The sequence below is a fragment of the Streptomyces sp. LX-29 genome, assembly GCF_029541745.1.
GTDB lineage: Bacteria > Actinomycetota > Actinomycetes > Streptomycetales > Streptomycetaceae > Streptomyces.
This window is the reverse complement of the sequence record NZ_CP089746.1, coordinates 2,792,716-2,809,286: the sequence shown is the minus strand read 5'-3', so window position 1 is coordinate 2,809,286 and position 16,571 is coordinate 2,792,716. Positions and strand designations below refer to the sequence as shown.

General features: G+C 71.7%; 14 protein-coding genes and 2 pseudogenes. 8 read left to right on the top strand and 8 right to left on the bottom strand.

The features are described 5' to 3' along the window. Positions 1–42: 42 nt before the first annotated feature. Positions 43–453, bottom strand: coding sequence for a DUF4307 domain-containing protein (locus tag LRS74_RS11945; protein ID WP_277740988.1), 411 nt, complete (start codon positions 451–453; stop codon positions 43–45). 93 nt (positions 454–546) lie between these two features. Between LRS74_RS11945 and mca the strand changes: the two genes are divergently transcribed. The 4 genes from mca (at position 547) to LRS74_RS11925 (ending at position 6,258) form a co-directional block, all read left to right on the top strand. Continuing rightward, on the top strand, positions 547–1,419 hold the full coding sequence (gene mca / locus LRS74_RS11940; protein ID WP_277740987.1) for a mycothiol conjugate amidase Mca: 873 nt from the start codon (positions 547–549) through the stop codon (positions 1,417–1,419). Positions 1,420–1,423: 4 nt separating this feature from the next. Beyond that, entirely contained in the window at positions 1,424–1,714 is a 291-nt protein-coding gene (locus LRS74_RS11935; RefSeq protein WP_277740986.1) for a hypothetical protein, read from the top strand. Positions 1,715–2,713: 999 nt separating this feature from the next. Beyond that, positions 2,714–3,877 (top strand): epoxide hydrolase family protein, encoded by a 1,164-nt coding sequence (locus LRS74_RS11930; protein WP_277740985.1) that lies wholly within the window; start codon positions 2,714–2,716, stop codon positions 3,875–3,877. A gap of 344 nt (positions 3,878–4,221) precedes the next feature. Continuing rightward, positions 4,222–6,258: a thioredoxin domain-containing protein gene (locus LRS74_RS11925; protein WP_277740984.1), complete on the top strand. Its 2,037-nt coding sequence runs from the start codon at positions 4,222–4,224 to the stop codon at positions 6,256–6,258. A gap of 279 nt (positions 6,259–6,537) precedes the next feature. On the opposite strand, the gene LRS74_RS11920 is transcribed toward LRS74_RS11925, so the two are convergent. Then, on the bottom strand, positions 6,538–7,263 hold the full coding sequence (locus LRS74_RS11920; protein ID WP_144381252.1) for a hemolysin III family protein: 726 nt from the start codon (positions 7,261–7,263) through the stop codon (positions 6,538–6,540). Between the two features lie 249 nt (positions 7,264–7,512). Between LRS74_RS11920 and LRS74_RS11915 the strand changes: the two genes are divergently transcribed. Beyond that, a complete protein-coding gene (locus LRS74_RS11915; RefSeq protein ID WP_277740983.1) occupies positions 7,513–9,354 on the top strand; it encodes a phosphoenolpyruvate carboxykinase (GTP) in 1,842 nt (613 codons plus the stop codon). 128 nt (positions 9,355–9,482) lie between these two features. On the opposite strand, the gene LRS74_RS11910 is transcribed toward LRS74_RS11915, so the two are convergent. From LRS74_RS11910 to LRS74_RS33615, 6 genes and pseudogenes are all read right to left on the bottom strand, one after another. Then, positions 9,483–9,896 carry a hypothetical protein gene (locus LRS74_RS11910; protein ID WP_277740982.1) on the bottom strand — a complete coding sequence of 138 codons (414 nt, stop codon included), beginning with the start codon at positions 9,894–9,896 and terminating at the stop codon, positions 9,483–9,485. 156 nt (positions 9,897–10,052) lie between these two features. Further along, positions 10,053–11,264, bottom strand: coding sequence for a pyridoxal phosphate-dependent aminotransferase (locus tag LRS74_RS11905; RefSeq protein WP_277740981.1), 1,212 nt, complete (start codon positions 11,262–11,264; stop codon positions 10,053–10,055). A 70-nt stretch (positions 11,265–11,334) separates the two neighbouring features. Next, positions 11,335–11,638: pseudogene (locus LRS74_RS11900) on the bottom strand (amidohydrolase family protein); the annotation flags it as partial. Positions 11,639–11,750: 112 nt separating this feature from the next. Further along, entirely contained in the window at positions 11,751–13,175 is a 1,425-nt protein-coding gene (locus LRS74_RS11895) for an alanine racemase (protein WP_277740980.1), read from the bottom strand. Between the two features lie 162 nt (positions 13,176–13,337). Further along, entirely contained in the window at positions 13,338–13,598 is a 261-nt protein-coding gene (locus LRS74_RS11890) for a hypothetical protein (RefSeq protein WP_277740979.1), read from the bottom strand. Then, positions 13,595–13,954, bottom strand: coding sequence for a hypothetical protein (locus tag LRS74_RS33615; protein WP_347178125.1), 360 nt, complete (start codon positions 13,952–13,954; stop codon positions 13,595–13,597). The genes LRS74_RS11890 and LRS74_RS33615 overlap by 4 nt, the downstream gene beginning before the upstream one ends. A gap of 318 nt (positions 13,955–14,272) precedes the next feature. Here LRS74_RS33615 and LRS74_RS11880 point away from each other — a divergent pair, with 318 nt between their 5' ends. From LRS74_RS11880 to LRS74_RS11870, 3 genes and pseudogenes are all read left to right on the top strand, one after another. Continuing rightward, positions 14,273–15,100 carry a helix-turn-helix transcriptional regulator gene (locus tag LRS74_RS11880; RefSeq protein WP_277740978.1) on the top strand — a complete coding sequence of 276 codons (828 nt, stop codon included), beginning with the start codon at positions 14,273–14,275 and terminating at the stop codon, positions 15,098–15,100. Further along, positions 15,100–15,315: a DUF397 domain-containing protein gene (locus LRS74_RS11875; RefSeq protein ID WP_277740977.1), complete on the top strand. Its 216-nt coding sequence runs from the start codon at positions 15,100–15,102 to the stop codon at positions 15,313–15,315. Before LRS74_RS11880 ends, LRS74_RS11875 begins: the two co-directional genes overlap by 1 nt. 116 nt (positions 15,316–15,431) lie before the next feature. Then, positions 15,432–16,478: pseudogene (locus LRS74_RS11870) on the top strand (transcriptional regulator); the annotation flags it as partial. Positions 16,479–16,571 lie beyond the last annotated feature (93 nt).

The following is a 16,571-nucleotide window of genomic DNA, read 5'->3' as shown; positions in this document are numbered from 1 at the left end:
GCGGCGCGGATGGCCCGCCGGGGCGGGCCGCACGGGGCGGGGTCAGTCGTCGGAGGTGTTCTTGCAGCCGACCAGCTCGGCGTTGGTCCCGCGCTCGGTGGTGTGGATGGTGACGATCTCGTCCACCTGCTCCGTGCGCTGGTCGAAGGTGACGTCGCGGCGGCCCACCTCGGTGCCGTCCTCCGCGCGGGAGCGCAGGGTGCAGACGCCGGTGTCGTCCTTGCCCTTGCGGACCTCCAGGTGCACCTTGACGGCGTCGTCCGAGACCACCTGGAAACCGATCAGGCGGCCGCTGACGTCCTGGCCGGTGATGTAGGAGTAGCCCGACCAGACGACCACGCCGAGCAGCGCGGTGCCGAGCACCCCGCCGATGATCTTCAGCTTGCGGTCGGCGCGCTCGTCGGCGGACCGGCCGTAGCGGCCCTCCGGCTTGCCCGCTGGCACCGTCGCCATGATCGTTCCTCCTCATGGGGCCCGGAATTATTCGTCCCCGATTTGGGTCACTATAGAAGCCGCCTTCCGCGACGAATCAATGAGGATCGAGCCTTGACTGAGCAGCTGCGACTGATGGCCGTGCACGCCCATCCCGACGACGAGTCGAGCAAGGGCGCGGCCACCATGGCGAAGTACGTGTCCGAGGGGGTGGACGTGCTGGTCGCGACCTGCACGGGGGGCGAGCGCGGCTCCATCCTCAACCCCAAGCTCCAGGGCGACACGTACATCGAGGAGCACATCCACGAGGTGCGCAAGAAGGAGATGGACGAGGCGCGCGAGATCCTCGGCGTCAGGCAGGAGTGGCTGGGCTTCGTCGACTCCGGACTGCCCGAGGGCGACCCGCTGCCGCCGCTGCCCGACGGGTGCTTCGCGCTCCAGGACGTGGACGAGGCGGCGGGCGCGCTGGTGAAGCTCATCCGCGAGTTCCGGCCGCACGTGATCACCACGTACGACGAGAACGGCGGTTATCCGCACCCCGACCACATCATGACCCACAAGATCTCGATGGTCGCCTTCGACGCCGCCGGTGACCCGGAGAAGTATCCGGGCACCGGCGAGCCGTGGCAGCCGCTGAAGCTCTACTACAACCAGGGCTTCAACCGGCCGCGCACCGTCGCGCTGCACGAGGCGCTGCTGGAGCGCGGCCTGGAGTCGCCGTACGGGGAGTGGCTGGAGCGCTGGAAGTCCTTCCAGAAGCGGGAGCGCACCCTGACCACCTACGTCCCCTGCGCGGACTTCTTCGAGATCCGCGACAAGGCGCTGATCGCGCACCGCACCCAGATCGACCCCGACGGCGGCTGGTTCCGGGTCCCGATGGAGATCCAGAAGGAGGTCTGGCCGACGGAGGAGTACGAGCTGGCCAGGTCCCTGGTGGATACCTCCCTCCCCGAGGACGACCTCTTCGCGGGCATCCGCAACAATTGAGCCCATGATGAGCGCGACCAGCTCCCTGGCCATGACGCACGCGTCCACCGCGTTCCAGCTCGCCAAAGAACTGGACAAGAACAAGGTGACGCCGGGCGTTCTCGGCTTCATCGTGTTCGCGGTGATCGGCGTCGCCGTGTGGTTTCTGATGAAGTCCATGAACAAGCACATGGGGAAGGTGAACTTCGAGGAGCAGCCGGAGCCGGCCACGGCCGGTGCGGGCGCGGGCGCCGTGGCGGCGTCCACCGCGGCGGCGAAGCCCTCGAAGGCCACCCCGGAGAACGAGGGCGCCTAGCCGGCGCCGGTCGGCGAGAGCCGATCGCGGAACGGCGCGGTCGAACCGTCGGGCCCCGAGCCCCGACGGCCCGGCCGCGCTTCGGCGATGCCGCAGACCGGCGGCCGCGCCCGAAAACACGGCGGCCGTGCCCCGGGGCGGCGGCCGCGCCCGCGCGTGGGGGCGCGGCGGCCTGCCCGTGCCTGGGGCGCTGGTTTTGCCCGTGCGTGAGGGCGCGGCGGCCTGGCGTGCCTGGGGCGGCGGCCATGCCTGTGTCCTGGGGCGGCGGCCTTGCCCGGGGCGATGCGGCCGGTTGCCGAGTCCCGGCCGTCGCGCGCCTGGCCGCACCTACCCGCGCGCCTGGCGGCACCTCCCAGCCAAGCCCCGGCCGTAGTCCCGGGCGTCGGCCGCATGTCCGCGCGGCGAGGCGTTGAGCCGCCGTCGGGCCTTGGGCCTGCCGGCGTGCTGCGGCCGCGCCCGCGCGCTTCCGCGACGCCCAGGCATTTCAAGCCGCGCCCGCGCGGCGGGGCTGGCTCCGCACACTGTGCGGGAAGGGCTTCCGTGTCACCGGCCTCCCCGCAGCCGGGAGCCCCGGCACCGCCCCGGTCCGCTCCGCGCCCCCGTGGTCCACCACTGCGCCCACTCCCCTCAGCCCGCTCAGCCCGCGCCGAGGCGCCCCCACCCCCGTCGCGCGTAAGGAGCACCTCAGCGCGACGAGGCGGGCACCCGCGGCGACGGGCTTCTGGGGTGTCGACGCCGGCCGGATGAACCCCCACGACGCGGAGGTGGCGGGGCCACGGCGGCGACGGTGGTCGTGACCGTGACGGGGCGACGACGGCCTCTTCCCTCACCCCGCGCGTCACGAGGCCCTCGGCCGCCGGCGCGGGGCGCCTGCCGTGGACCCGCCATCGGTCCCCCTCGCGGTTCCCCGCCACCGCCGCCCCTCCCGCTGTCATACGCGATCAGCCCCTGACTTCTTGCGGACACTGACTGACCGCAACGGTTCCTAGCGTGATCCGCATGGACCACAGCACGGAACAGAACGCGGCGATCACGCCCTTCCGCATCGACATTCCGCAGGCCGATCTCGACGATCTGCGCGACCGGCTGGCACGGACCCGCTGGCCCGACGAACTGCCCGGGGCCGGCTGGGACTACGGCGTCGCCCTGCCGTATCTGAAGGAGCTCGTCGGCTACTGGGCCGACGGCTACGACTGGCGCGCGCACGAGGCCCGACTCAACGGCTTTCCGCAGTTCACCACCGTCATCGACGGCCAGCGGGTGCACTTCCTGCACGTCCGCTCCCCGGAGCCCGACGCCACCCCGCTGATCATCACCCATGGCTGGCCCAGCACCGTCAACGACTTCGTGGACATCATCGGCCCGCTCACGGACCCCCGGGCGCACGGCGGCGACCCTGCCGACGCCTTCCATGTCGTCGCGCCCTCCGTCCCCGGCTTCGCCTTCTCCGGACCCACCCGGGAGAAGGGCTGGAACACCGGGCGCATCGCCCGCGCCTGGGCCGAACTGATGCGCCGTCTCGGCTACGAGCGCTACGGCGCCCAGGGCGGCGACTTCGGCGCCATCGTCTCGCCCCAGCTCGGCCGTATCGCCCCCGACCAGGTGATCGGCGTGCACGTCAACGCCCTCGCCGACGCCGCGAACGCCACCGGCCCCGAGGAGCTGGAGCTGTTGACCGCCGCCGAACGGGAGCAGGCGCGGGCCAACGAAGCGTGGTGGTACGGCCACTCCGGTTACGCCACGCAGATGAGCACCCGCCCGCAGACCGTGGCCTACGCCCTCAACGACTCCCCGGCCGGGCAACTGGCGTGGAACCTGGAATGGTTCGTCGACCACGACCCCACCCGTACGGAGCAGACACCGGCCGACCGCGACGCCGTGCTGACCAACGTCAGCGCCCTCTGGCTGACCGGCACCGCCGGTTCCGCGGCCCGGCTCTACCGGGAGGCCGGGGCCGACGGCTGGGGCATGCGCCCGGAGCCCTCGGGGGTGCCCACCGGGGTGGCCAACTTCCTCGGCGACCAGGCCATCCGGGGCCTCGCCGCCCTCTCGCACCGCATCACCCACTGGTCCGACATCCCCGCCGGCGGCCACTTCGCCTCGCTCCAGGCCCCCGACCTCCTCGTCGACGACGTCCGAGGCTTCTTCCGCACGCTGCGCTGACGCCACCGCGACGCCGCTGACGGCCACCGTGACGCCGTTGACGGCCACCGCGACGCCGGCCGCTGACAGCCACCGTGACGCCGCCCACGGCCACCCGCGACGTCGTCGACGGTCGCTGTCCCGCCGTCGGGGGGAGGGAGCGGGGGAGGAGGAGCGACGCGCGCGTGGGGAAGTGCCGGCCGAAAGGAGCACGGGACACCGCCGCCGGGCCCGGGGCCCGGCGGCAGCCCGCTTAACCGACCCGCCCACCTCCACGCAACGCACCCCGTGGAGCTGTGGACAACGCGCGCACCACGCCTGTGGACAACGCGGGCGGGATCGAGTGGATGCGCGAAGATGGAGGCATGTCCAACCGCTTGGCGCACGAGACGTCCCCCTACCTCCTCCAGCACGCCGAGAACCCGGTCGACTGGCTGCCGTGGTCCGACGAGGCGTTCGCGGAGGCCCGCCGCCGTGCGGTGCCGGTGCTGCTGAGCGTGGGCTATTCGAGTTGCCACTGGTGTCATGTGATGGCGCACGAGAGCTTCGAAGACGAGGAGACGGCCGCCTATCTCAACGAGCACTTCGTGTCCGTGAAGGTCGACCGGGAGGAGCGGCCGGACGTCGACGCGGTCTACATGGAGGCGGTGCAGGCGGCCACGGGGCAGGGCGGCTGGCCCATGACGGTGTTCCTCACCCCCGAGGCCGAGCCCTTCTACTTCGGCACCTACTTCCCGCCCGAGCCCCGCCACGGCATGCCGTCCTTCCAGCAGGTCCTGGAGGGGGTGCGGACGGCATGGGCGGACCGCCGGGACGAGGTGGCCGAGGTCGCCGGGCGGATCGTGCGGGACCTGGCCGGGCGCACCCTGGCCTTCGACGCGCCGCACCCGCCGGGCCAGGACGAACTGCACGCCGCGCTGATGGGGCTGGCCAGAGAGTTCGACGCGGTGCGCGGCGGCTTCGGGGGAGCGCCGAAGTTCCCGCCCTCCATGGTGCTGGAATTCCTGCTGCGGTACCACGCGCGCACCGGTTCCGAGGGCGCGCTCCAGATGGTGCAGGCCACCTGCGAGGCGATGGCCCGCGGCGGCATCTACGACCAGCTCGGCGGCGGCTTCGCGCGCTACGCGGTGGATGCCGGCTGGACGGTGCCGCACTTCGAGAAGATGCTCTACGACAACGCGCTGCTGTGCCGGGTCTACGCCCATCTGTGGCGCGCCACCGGCTCCGACCTGGCGCGTCGTATCGCCCTGGAGACGGCGGACTTCATGGTCCGGGAGCTGCGCACCGCGCAGGGCGGCCTGGCCTCCGCGCTCGACGCCGACAGCGACGACGGCAGCGGCGCCCATGTGGAGGGCGCCTTCTACGTCTGGACGCCGGAGCAGCTGCGCGAGGTCCTGGGGGAGGAGGACGGGCGGTTCGCCGAGGGGTACTTCGGGGTGACCGAGGACGGCACCTTCGAGCACGGCGCGTCGGTGCTGCAACTGCCGGACGGGGAGCCGCTGGTCGACGCCGCGCGGGTGGCCTCCGTGCGGCAGCGGCTGCTGGAGGCCCGGGAGCGGCGGCCGCGCCCCGGCCGGGACGACAAGATCGTGGCGGCGTGGAACGGGTTGGCCGTGGCCGCGCTCGCCGAGACGGGCGCGTACTTCGACCGCCCCGATCTGGTCGAGGCCGCCACCGAGACCGCCGACCTGCTGGTGCGCACCCACATGGACTACCACGGGCGGCTGACCCGCACCTCCCTGGACGGCCAGGCGGGCACCCACGCGGGCGTCCTGGAGGACTACGCCGATGTGGCCGAGGGCTTCCTGGCGCTCGCGGCCGTCAGCGGGGAGGCGGTCTGGGTCGAGTTCGCCGGGCTGCTCCTGGACACGGTGCTGCGACACTTCGCCGCCCCGGACGGCGCGGCCCTGTACGACACCGCCGACGACGCCGAGGCGCTGATCCGCCGCCCCCAGGACCCGACGGACAACGCGGCGCCCTCCGGCTGGACGGCCGCCGCCGGCGCCCTGCTCTCGTACGCGGCCCTGACGGGCTCCAGCCGGCACCGGGAGGCCGCCGAGAGAGCGCTGGGCGTGGTCACCGCGCTGGGGTCGCGCGCGCCCCGGTTCATCGGCTGGGGGCTGGCGGTGGCCGAGGCGGTGTTGGACGGGCCGCGTGAGATCGCCGTCGTCGGCTCGCTGGAGGACCCGGCCACCCGTGCCCTGCACCGGACCGCCCTGCTGGGCACCGCCCCCGGTGCGGTGGTCGCCGTCGGCCCGCCCGGCTCGGAGGAGCTGCCGCTGCTGGCGGACCGTCCGCTCTTCCAGCAGCGTCCCGCGGCCTATGTGTGCCGCAACTTCACGTGTGACGCGCCGACAGGAGACCCGAAGGTGCTGGCCTCACTGATCGTCGGGCGGTCCTGAGATCGGCCCACCCGCCCCGACCCGCCAGGGTGCCACCCGGCTGTCATGAGGCTCCGCCGGGTCCTGGCAGGTCCCCGGGCCCCCGCCCGGGTGTACACCCGGGCGGCCACTGGACGGCCCCCGCCCGGGTGTACGCCGGGCGGCCACCGGACGGCCCCCCCCGGCCCGACTGCTCCGGGAGGCCCGGCCGTGAAAAAACAGCGGCCCGGGCGGGGTGGGCCCGAAGGCTCACCTCCGCCCGGGCCGTGTCTCAGCTCAGGGGGTGACGGTGCGCCGGGCCTAGCCGTGCTGGTAGGCCACCAGCGACACCCCGACGTAGTGCACCACGAAGGCCGCGAGGGTGAAGGAGTGGAAGACCTCGTGGAAGCCGAACCAGCGCGGTGAGGGGTTCGGCCGCTTGGTCCCGTAGATCACCGCGCCGATGCTGTAGAGCACGCCGCCGACGATGATCAGGACCATGACGGCGATGCCGCCGGTGCGCATGAAGTCGGGGAGGAAGAAGACCGCCGCCCAGCCCAGCGCTATGTAGCAGGGGGTGTAGAGCCAGCGCGGGGCGCCGACCCAGAAGACCCGGAAGGCTATCCCGGCCAGCGCGCCGGCCCAGACCAGCCACAGCAGCAACTGCTGCTTGCCCTCCGGCAGAAGCAGCAGCGTGAAGGGCGTGTAGGTGCCCGCGATGATCAGGAAGATGTTCGCGTGGTCCAGCCGGCGCAGCACGGCCGAGGCCCGCGGGCCCCAGTCGCCCCGGTGGTAGAGCGCGCTCACCCCGAACAGCGCACAGGCGGTCAGGGTGAAGATCGCGCAGGCCAGGCGCCCGCGCGGGCTGTCGGCGAGGGCGGTCAGTATCACGCCCGAGATCAGGACGGCCGGAAACATCCCGGCATGCAGCCACCCTCGCAGTCTCGGCTTGAGCGGCATCGGTAGGGCCGTCTCCCCTAGGGGAGCGGCCAGTTCGGATCCTCCCGGGAGGGAGTCCACGGCGGCGTCGGGCGCGGTGGCAGTCATGGCGTAATGCTACCTACGCCACCGTAGGTTACGGCCCGGTATCGAGTGGTGATGGTCACGGAGGTGCCCTCTGGACAGATCGGCTGAGGGGTCGGATGATCAAATGAGCGCGGTCGGCACCGGATGAGCTGTGCATCCGGGTCGCAGCCCCCAAGGGGTAGCTGTCTCCATATCGGATATAGGTGCACATATCCGCCCAAACCCTCAAGACATCACGCCGGAACACCCATCCGGCGGAACGGAGCGATCGTGGCGCGCAGCAATGCGGCTCCCCTCACCCCCGGCACCCTCCCCACCCGCCACCAGGAGCTGATCGCCTGGGTCGAGGAGATCGCCGCCCTCACCCAGCCCGACGAGATCGTGTGGTGTGACGGCTCCGAGTCCGAGTACGAGCGCCTGTGCGAGGAGCTCGTCGCCAAGGGCACCTTCAAGCGGCTCGACCCGATCAAGCGCCCCAACTCGTACTACGCCGCGTCCGACCCCAGCGATGTGGCGCGCGTCGAGGACCGGACCTTCATCTGCTCCGAGAAGGAGGAGGACGCCGGTCCGACCAACCACTGGAAGAGCCCGGCCGAGATGCGCGAGGTCTTCGCCGGCGAGAAGGGCGTCTTCCGCGGTTCGATGCGCGGCCGCACGATGTACGTCGTGCCCTTCTGCATGGGGCCGCTGGGCTCGCCGCTGTCCGCCATCGGCGTCGAGATCACCGACTCCGCGTATGTCGCCGTCTCCATGCGCACCATGACCCGGATGGGCCAGCCGGTCCTCGACGAGCTCGGCGAGGACGGCTTCTTCGTCCGCGCGGTGCACACCCTCGGCGCCCCGCTGGAGCCCGGGCAGGCCGACGTCCCGTGGCCCTGCAACACCACCAAGTACATCTCGCACTTCCCCGAGAGCCGCGAGATCTGGTCCTACGGCTCCGGCTACGGCGGCAACGCGCTGCTGGGCAAGAAGTGCTACGCGCTGCGCATCGCCTCCGTCATGGCGCGGGACGAGGGCTGGCTCGCCGAGCACATGCTGATCCTCAAGCTGACCCCGCCGCAGGGTGAGGCCGCCAATCCGACGTACATCGCCGCCGCCTTCCCCTCCGCCTGCGGCAAGACCAACCTCGCCATGCTGGAGCCCACGATCCCCGGCTGGACCGTGGAGACCATCGGCGACGACATCGCCTGGATGCGCTTCGGCGAGGACGGCCGGCTGTACGCGATCAACCCCGAGGCGGGCTTCTTCGGCGTCGCGCCGGGCACCGGCGAGCACACCAACGCCAACGCCATGAAGACCCTGTGGGGCAACTCCGTCTTCACCAACGTCGCGCTCACCGACGACGGCGACGTGTGGTGGGAGGGCATGACCGAGGAGAAGCCCGCTCATCTGACGGACTGGAAGGGCAACGACTGGACCCCGGACAGCGAGACCCCGGCGGCCCACCCCAACGCCCGGTTCACCGTCCCGGCCGGGCAGTGCCCGATCATCGCGCCCGAGTGGGAGGACCCCAAGGGCGTGCCGATCTCGGCCATCCTCTTCGGTGGCCGGCGCGCCAGCGCCGTCCCGCTGGTCACCGAGTCCTTCGACTGGCAGCACGGCGTCTTCCTCGGCGCCAACGTCGCCAGCGAGAAGACCGCCGCCGCCGAGGGCAAGGTGGGCGAGCTGCGCCGGGACCCGTTCGCCATGCTGCCGTTCTGCGGCTACAACATGGGCGACTACATGGGCCACTGGGTCAAGGTCGGCAAGGATGCCGACGCGACCAAGCTGCCGAAGATCTACTACGTCAACTGGTTCCGCAAGGACGACGCAGGCCGCTTCGTCTGGCCCGGCTTCGGCGAGAACAGCCGGGTGCTGAAGTGGATCGTCGAGCGCCTGGACGGTAAGGCCGAGGGCGTCGAGACCCCGATCGGCATCCTGCCGACGCGGGACGCGCTGGACACCGAGGGCCTGGACCTGGCCGAGGCCGACCTGGACTTCCTGCTCACCGTGGACAAGGAAGTCTGGCGTGAGGAGGCGGCGCTGGTCCCCGAGCACCTCAACACCTTCGGCGACCACACCCCCAAGGAGCTGTGGGACGAGTACCGCGCGCTGGTCAAGCGTCTGGGCTAGTCGCCACACCGGGCCACCCGCCCGGACCGGGTCGGGCGGGCCGGGCGGGTGAGGACGAGGTCGGGGCGGGGTCCCGCGCAGCGCGCGGGACCCCGCCCCGAGCTGTCTCCCGGCGCCGTGGCCGCCGACTAGGCCGCCACGCCAACCGCCTCCGCATGCGCAGCCATGCGCTCCGCCGCCAGGGCCGCGCCCCGGTGGTCGGCGAGCGAGGTGGCGACGACCAGGGCCTGGCCGGCCAGGGTGTGGGCGCGCTGGTGGAGCGCGGCGAGGCGGGCCGGGTCGTGGGTCCCGGCGTCGGGCGTCGGCGCGGCCCGCAGCGGCGCCCGCCCGGCGCGCAGCCGGGCCACCTGCGCGGCGAGCCGCCGGGCGGCGTCGTCGAGGGCCGGGTCGGGCGCCAGGGCGCGCAGCTCGTCGGTCACGGTCAGCAGCGCCGTCAGATGCCCGGCGAGCCTGATCTCCAGCTCCTCCTCGCGGGAGCGGTGCGGAAAGTCGGGCACGGCGGCCATGGTGTGGACCGACTTGGTGCGGATCGGTTCGTACATGGATGGCCTCCAAGGTTCAGGAGACCATCCTAACTTAGACGCTGTCTAAAGTTGAGCCCGCTATAGGGATCCTTTCGGACGCGGAGCGTCACCGGGGCACGGCGAAGGCCCGGCCGGAAGGGCCGGGCCTCGATCGTCGCGAGCGTTCGCGGAACGCTACGGCTGGCCGTAGCCGTCAAGGAAGTTGCCGATCCGGGTCACGGCGTCCGCCAGGTCCTTGGTCGACGGGAGGGTGACGATGCGGAAGTGGTCCGGCTCGGGCCAGTTGAAGCCGGTGCCGTGCACGATCATGATCTTCTCGGCGCGCAGCAGGTCCAGCACCATCTGGCGGTCGTCCTTGATCTTGTAGACCGCCGGGTCGAGCCTGGGGAAGGCGTACAGCGCGCCCTTGGGCTTCACACAGCTGACCCCAGGGATCTGGGTGAGCAGCTCGTACGCCACGTCGCGCTGCTCCAGCAGCCGGCCGCCCGGCAGGGTGAGGTCGTGGATCGACTGCCGGCCGCCGAGGGCCGTGGCGATCCCGTGCTGCGCCGGCATGTTGGCGCACAGCCGCATGTTGGCCAGGATGGTCAGGCCCTCGATGTAGCTGGCGGCGTGTGCCTTGGGGCCGCAGACCGCCAGCCAGCCGCTGCGGTAACCGGCCACCCGGTACGCCTTCGACATGCCGTTGAAGGTCAGGGTCAGCAGGTCGGGGGCGATGGCGGAGGTGGGGGTGTGGGTGACGCCGTCGTAGAGGATCTTGTCGTAGATCTCGTCGGAGCAGACGATCAGGTTGTGCCGGCGGGCGATCTCGGTGATCCCGCGCAGCAGCTCGTCGTCGTAGACCGCGCCCGTGGGGTTGTTCGGGTTGATGACGACGATGGCCTTGGTGCGGTCGGTGACCTTGCGCTCGATGTCGGCCAGGTCCGGGTACCAGTCGGCCTGCTCGTCGCACCGGTAGTGCACCGCCGTGCCGCCGGCGAGCGAGACCGAGGCCGTCCACAGCGGATAGTCGGGGGCCGGGACGAGCACCTCGTCGCCGTCGTCGAGCAGCGCCTGCATCGACATCTGGATCAGTTCGGAGACGCCGTTGCCGAGGTAGACGTCCTCGACGTCCAGCTCGATCCCCCTGGTCTCGTAGTGCTGCACCACCGCGCGCCGGGCGGACAGCAGCCCCTTCGCGTCGCCGTAGCCGTGCGCGTCGCCGAGGTTGCGCAGCATGTCCTCGAGGATCTCCGGCGGGCAGTCGAAGCCGAAGGCCGCCGGGTTGCCGGTGTTGAGCTTGAGGATGCGGTGACCTGCCGCTTCCAGTCGCATCGCCTCCTCAAGCACCGGACCCCGGATCTCGTAGCAGACATTGGCGAGCTTCGTGGACTGGATCACCTGCATGTCGGCCACCTTACGGGGGCGCTCCGGGCCCCGCGCGGTGTTTCTCGCCACCCGGAGCCGCGGGCGGAACTCAGAATTCCGCCGGGCGCGCCGCCGCCCGCCCCCGCGCGGTCCGGCGCACCGTGCGCCCCGCGAGCACATCCGTGCGGCGTCCGCCTTCGATGACGAAGCGTCCCGCGATCAGGACATAAGGGATGCCGGTTGGAAGGGCCCGAGGAGCTTCGAAAGTGGCGCCGGCCGCGACCGTCTCAGGATCGAAGAGCACCAGGTCGGCGCGGTGGGTCCTCACGGATCAGGTCCCGATCCGGCAGCCGCAGTCGGGCCGCCGGGCGGGACGTGAGATGCGCCACGCACTCCTCCAGGGACGGCACCCCGGCTCCCGGACGCCTCCGCGGGAGCCGGGATGCCGTCGCGAGGGCCGGAGGCCGCCGGGGCGCCCCGGCGGCGGCCGGTGCGCCCCGGAGGGCACGGAGCGCGGCGGAAGAATCAGAAGAAGGTGCGGATGTAGTCCGTCACCGTGCCGTCCGCCTCCACCAGCGGGATCAGCGGCCACTTCTCGAAGGTCGTGCACGGGTGCGACAGGCCGAGGGCCACCCAGTCGCCGACCTCCAGCTCCGCCCCGGCCGCCTCCTCCGCGCCCTCCTCGATGCGCAGCCAGGCGTGCTGGTCCGAGAGGCCGCTGACGGTGATGCCGGTGGCCGGGCGCACCTCGCCGGTCCGCGCGGAGCGCACCAGCCGCGGCTCGGGCAGGTGCAGGTCGTACGCGACGTCCCGCTTGCCCGCATTGACGAACGCCTGCTCCGCGGTGGGCCGGGAGATCACCTGCGCCCACAGCCGGAAGGCCGGGTGCAGGGCGCCCTCCTCCGGGACCCGGTTGAAGGGCGTCTGCTCCTTGTAGTGGCCGTCGTCATGGGAGATGTACGCGCCGGACCGCAGCAGCTTGAAGACCGGGCGGGACAGGGCGGGGATCTCGGCGAAGACGTCCGCGACCGCGTCGAACCACTCGCTGCCGCCCGCGCTCACGACGATCTCGTCCCGCTCGTCCAGCTCCGCGAAGTGGCCCGCCTTGTCCAGGTCGGCGGCGAGCGCGACCAGCCGGCGCAGCCAGGCCCGCACCCGCTCGCCGTCGGCCTGCGGCACCTGGGCCTCGTACCCGGCGACGCCCACCAGCCGCAGCGTGGGCGCTGCCGCCACCGCGGCCGCGACCGCCGTGGCCTCCGCCTCGGTGCGCACGCCGGTGCGCGCGACCTCGCCCGCGCCCAGCTCGATGACCACCTCGACCGGGCGCCGGGCGGCGGCCTCGCGCAGCGCGGCGTCCATCAGCTCGACGCCGCGCACCGAGTCGACGTAGAGGATGCAGCGGAAGTCGGGGTCGGCGTCGAGCTCCGCCGCCAGCCAGCGCAGGGCCGCCGCGTCCACCACCTCGTTGGCGAGGAAGATCCGCCGCACCCCGAAGGCGCGGTAGACGCGCACCTGGTGCGGGACGGCGGCGGTGATGCCCCAGGCGCCCCGCTCCAGCTGACGCGCGAACAGCTCGGGCGCCATGGTGGTCTTGCCGTGCGGGGCGAAGGCGAGCTCGTGCCGCTCCGCGTAGGTCTCCATCAGCGCCAGGTTGTGCTCCAGCGCCTCGGCGGACAGGGCCAGCACGGGGGTGGTGAAGCCGCCGCTGAACAGCGAGCGACGCTCGGCGGCGAGCTCCCCGACGGTCAGCCCGTCGGCGTTCGGCGGGAGCCCCTTGAAGCGGTGGTCCACCCGGGTGTCGGCCAGGGCGCCGGCCAGCCGGGCGACGCGCTGCGCGTCGCCGTCGTCCGCGGGCTTCTCGGTGGAGTGCGCGGCGGAGTGCCCGGCGGAGTGCGCGGCGGCCAAGGGAGCCTCCCATAAGAGCTGAATTGCACCTTGTGCAACGGTCATTGCATGTGTCGCTTATGGCTGTCTAACATCCCGGCAAGTGCCAGGTCAACGGCGGTCCCGCCCGCGCGGGAGCGCGGTTCCGGCGGCCCCCGGGCGACACCGAGCGGCCCGGTGCGGGGCCGCCCGCCTTCGCCACGCGGCGAGACGGGCGGCCGGTAGCCGCTACGGCCAGCGGACGACGGTCCGCCCGTACGGCTGGCGGCAGGCGGGTGCGTCGTCGGGCGGCGGGTGCCCGGCCAGGGCGTGGCACAGCGCCGCGTGGAGCTGCTCCGCCTCGGCGGCCGTGAGCGTCAGCGGCGCCACGGCGACGGGCTTCCCCGCGTGGCTGATCGGGAACGACATCGTGACGTCGCCCTCTTCGGTGCGGCTCGGACGTCGTTCGGGCGCGGGCCCGATGCGCCAGCGCGACGACGGCAGGCTCACCGCCACACCCCCGGCTCGAACCGGTATGGACGCGTGATGATCTCCCGATAGGCGAGGTGTCCGGGGTGGGCCTTCAGGTGCGCCACGGCCCATTCCGTGCCGCCCTCACCACTGTCGTGCGGCGCGCTGTGGTCCCCGCAGTCCGCGCACTGCATGGTGAACGAGTGCGGTTCGGCCTCCGGCCGGCGGTCCAGGCCGATGGTGTGCTCCCGAAACCGATACGTGACGCGCCGCGCGCCGCTCTGGGGCCCCAGGTGGCGGCGGATCCGCTCGGCCAGATCGTCCCCGCGCCGACCGAGATCGGCGAGGCTGGGGTGGTCCTGCTCCTGGTCCCTGTCCTGTCGCTGCTCGCTCACCGGACCACCGCCGCTACCCGCATACGGCGCGGCATGGCATGCCGGGGTCCGCTGGCGCGGTGCCGGCCGGACGAGGGCAGAAGCAAGCCCAGCAGCGGTTCGAGGATCGTTCGGATATGGTCTCTCACGTCGTCAACTCCCTTGAAGTTGATGGCCACGCCCCGGGACCGGCTGCACGGTCGCCGGGGTCTTCTGCGTCCCGGCGCCCCATTGAGGCGGATGTGACTGTGTGTAGTGCAAGCGTTGCGCGCTGCGCGTACGCTCGCTAGAGGGAGAAGCTGGACTGGCTCAACCGTCCAAAGCGCAAGGGGAGTTCTGTTGAGCGTCGAGAGTGACTACGTAAACCCGAGTGACCCGACTTCCTCACCACTGGCGCACTTCGGTGCCGAGGTACGCCTGGAGCGCGAGCGGAACGGCTTGTCCCGGCAGGAGCTGGGCAAGGAAGCGCACTGCGGGTACTCGCTCGTCGCGAAGATCGAAGCGGGCCAGCGCGTGCCCACGCTGGACTTCGCCGAAGCCTGTGATCGGTTGTTCCCGCACTCGGGCGGCCGGTTCGCCAGGCTGGCACCTCTCGTGCTGCGCTACGCGTACCCGCCGTGGTTCCGCAAGTACGTCGAGCTGGAGGGCAATGCGTCGGCCATCCGCATGTTCCACTGCCAACTTGTCCCCGGGATCGCGCAGACGGAGGACTACGCCCGAGCCATCTTCAGTGCAGCCCGCGCGAGCAACGTCGAGGACCTTGTGACAGCGCGCATGGAGCGGCAGCGCATCCTCGCCCGCGAGGTCCCGCCAGCGCTCTGGATCATCCTTGATGAGGTGATCCTCAAGCGAACGATCGGCGATGCCCGCATCATGCGAGAGCAGCTCAAACGGCTTCGCGACCTGGCGGAAACCCCGCCTCACATGGTCCAGATCGTGCCGGAAGCGAAGAGTGCCTACTCCTGCTGGTGCGGCCCGTTCACAGTCCTGTCGTTCGATGAGGGCGCCGACGTCGTGCACGTGGATGCCGTCCCGAAGGGCTACCTGCTCGTCGAAAGGGAAGACGTCACCGAGGCGAACCGCGCCTACGATCTTCTCCAGGCATCGGCACTGCCGCCGCAAGAAACGGCCTCCTTGATCGACTCCATCTTGAAGGAAACGTACTGATGACCAGCCCAACCCGCATACCTGAATCCGCCTGGCGCAAGTCCAGCTACAGCTACGGCAACGGAGGCGAATGCGTAGAGGTAGCTGACGGCATCCCCGGCGTCGTCCCCGTCCGCGACAGCAAGCACCCCAAGGGGCCGGTTCTCGTCTTCGAGGCGCCCGCCTGGGCGTCCTTCGTCGGGGCGGTCGGGCGCGGCGAGACGCTGGCCCGCTGACCCACCCGGCAGCCACCAAGGGGAGGGCGGCCCCCGCGCCGGAGGCCGCCCGCCTCTGCCGCACGGCGGACGGCCGGTCGGGGGCTTGTGCACAGCCCCTCCTGCACGGCTACCGTGAAGCCGTAGCCGACCTGGGGAGGGCGGACGTGGATCGCCGCACGTTCCTTGCCGTAGCGCCGTTCGCCGCCGTCGCGGGCATCGGGCCGTCACGTGACTGGCTGCTGAGCACCCTCGATCAACAGCCCGTGCCCGGCGCCAGGGTTCGGCTCGAAGATGTGAGCGCCGTACGGAACATGTTCGGCGTCTTCCAGCGGATGGACATCTTCCAGGGCGGGGGGTCGGGTCGGCTGGCCCTGGCGGCCTACCTGAACGCCCACGTGTTCCCCTTGCTGCGCCGCACCCACACCGAACAGATCCGGCGCGCCCTGTGCGAAGCCGCAGCGGAACAGACCTACCTGCTGGGGTGGATGGCCTACGACAACGGCGAACACGGAACCGCGCAGCGGTACCTGATCCAGTCGCTGAGACTCGCCGAGGAGTCGCACAACCCATCGCTGGGCGCTCACATCCTTGCAGGAATGGCGGATCAGGCGACGTTGCTCGGGCAGCCTCAGGAAGGGCGCAGACTGGCTCAGGCAGGTCGGGCAGGGCTTGCGAAGTCCGCGTCTCCCGCGTGTCTGGCCGATCTGTGGGCTCTGGAAGCGCGTGCCTGGGCCAGGCTCGGGGACAGGCGCGCCGCCGCTTCCGCCGTGATCAGGTCGGAAACGGTGTACGAGAGCGTCCGCCTCGACGAAGAGCAGGACTGGGCGGCCTTCATCGACCCGGCCTACCTGCACGGCGAGCATGCGAACACCTTCGGCGATCTCGGACAGGCCGATGCATCCGAGGAGCACGCCCGGAGGTCCATCGACCACGCCCGGAAGCAGAAGCGCGCCCGGCGCGGCGCCATGTCACAGGCGGCACTCGCCGTGTCGCACCTCCAGAGGAACGACCTGGAGGCCGCGCACGCGGCAGGCGTCAGGACGCTGTCCCTGTCCCGGCAGGTCAAGTCCTCGCGAACGGTGGAGGCGGTGCACGACCTCCAGCGGCGGATGAAGCCGTTCGGCAAGCACCGCCTGGTGGCGGACTTCAGCGAACGCGTACGGCAGCTGACCGCCGCTTGACGCGCGGAACCGGAGGACGAACGACGCCTCGATCTTCTCCAGGCATCGGCACTGCCGCCGCACGAGACGGCCTCCCTGATCGACTCCATCTCG

Bases quoted from the DNA above. Each gene is read 5' to 3' on its own strand.
- LRS74_RS11930 (WP_277740985.1), top strand. From the start codon at position 2,714: ATGGACCACAGCACGGAACAGAACGCGGCGATCACGCCCTTCCGCATC.
- LRS74_RS11935 (WP_277740986.1), top strand. From the start codon at position 1,424: ATGATGAGCGCGACCAGCTCCCTGGCCATGACGCACGCGTCCACCGCG.
- LRS74_RS11925 (WP_277740984.1), top strand. From the start codon at position 4,222: ATGTCCAACCGCTTGGCGCACGAGACGTCCCCCTACCTCCTCCAGCAC.
- LRS74_RS11905 (WP_277740981.1), bottom strand. From the start codon at position 11,264: ATGCAGGTGATCCAGTCCACGAAGCTCGCCAATGTCTGCTACGAGATC.
- LRS74_RS11910 (WP_277740982.1), bottom strand. From the start codon at position 9,896: ATGTACGAACCGATCCGCACCAAGTCGGTCCACACCATGGCCGCCGTG.
- LRS74_RS11920 (WP_144381252.1), bottom strand. From the start codon at position 7,263: ATGACTGCCACCGCGCCCGACGCCGCCGTGGACTCCCTCCCGGGAGGA.
- LRS74_RS11945 (WP_277740988.1), bottom strand. From the start codon at position 453: ATGGCGACGGTGCCAGCGGGCAAGCCGGAGGGCCGCTACGGCCGGTCC.
- LRS74_RS11875 (WP_277740977.1), top strand. From the start codon at position 15,100: ATGACCAGCCCAACCCGCATACCTGAATCCGCCTGGCGCAAGTCCAGC.
- LRS74_RS11895 (WP_277740980.1), bottom strand. From the start codon at position 13,175: ATGACCGTTGCACAAGGTGCAATTCAGCTCTTATGGGAGGCTCCCTTG.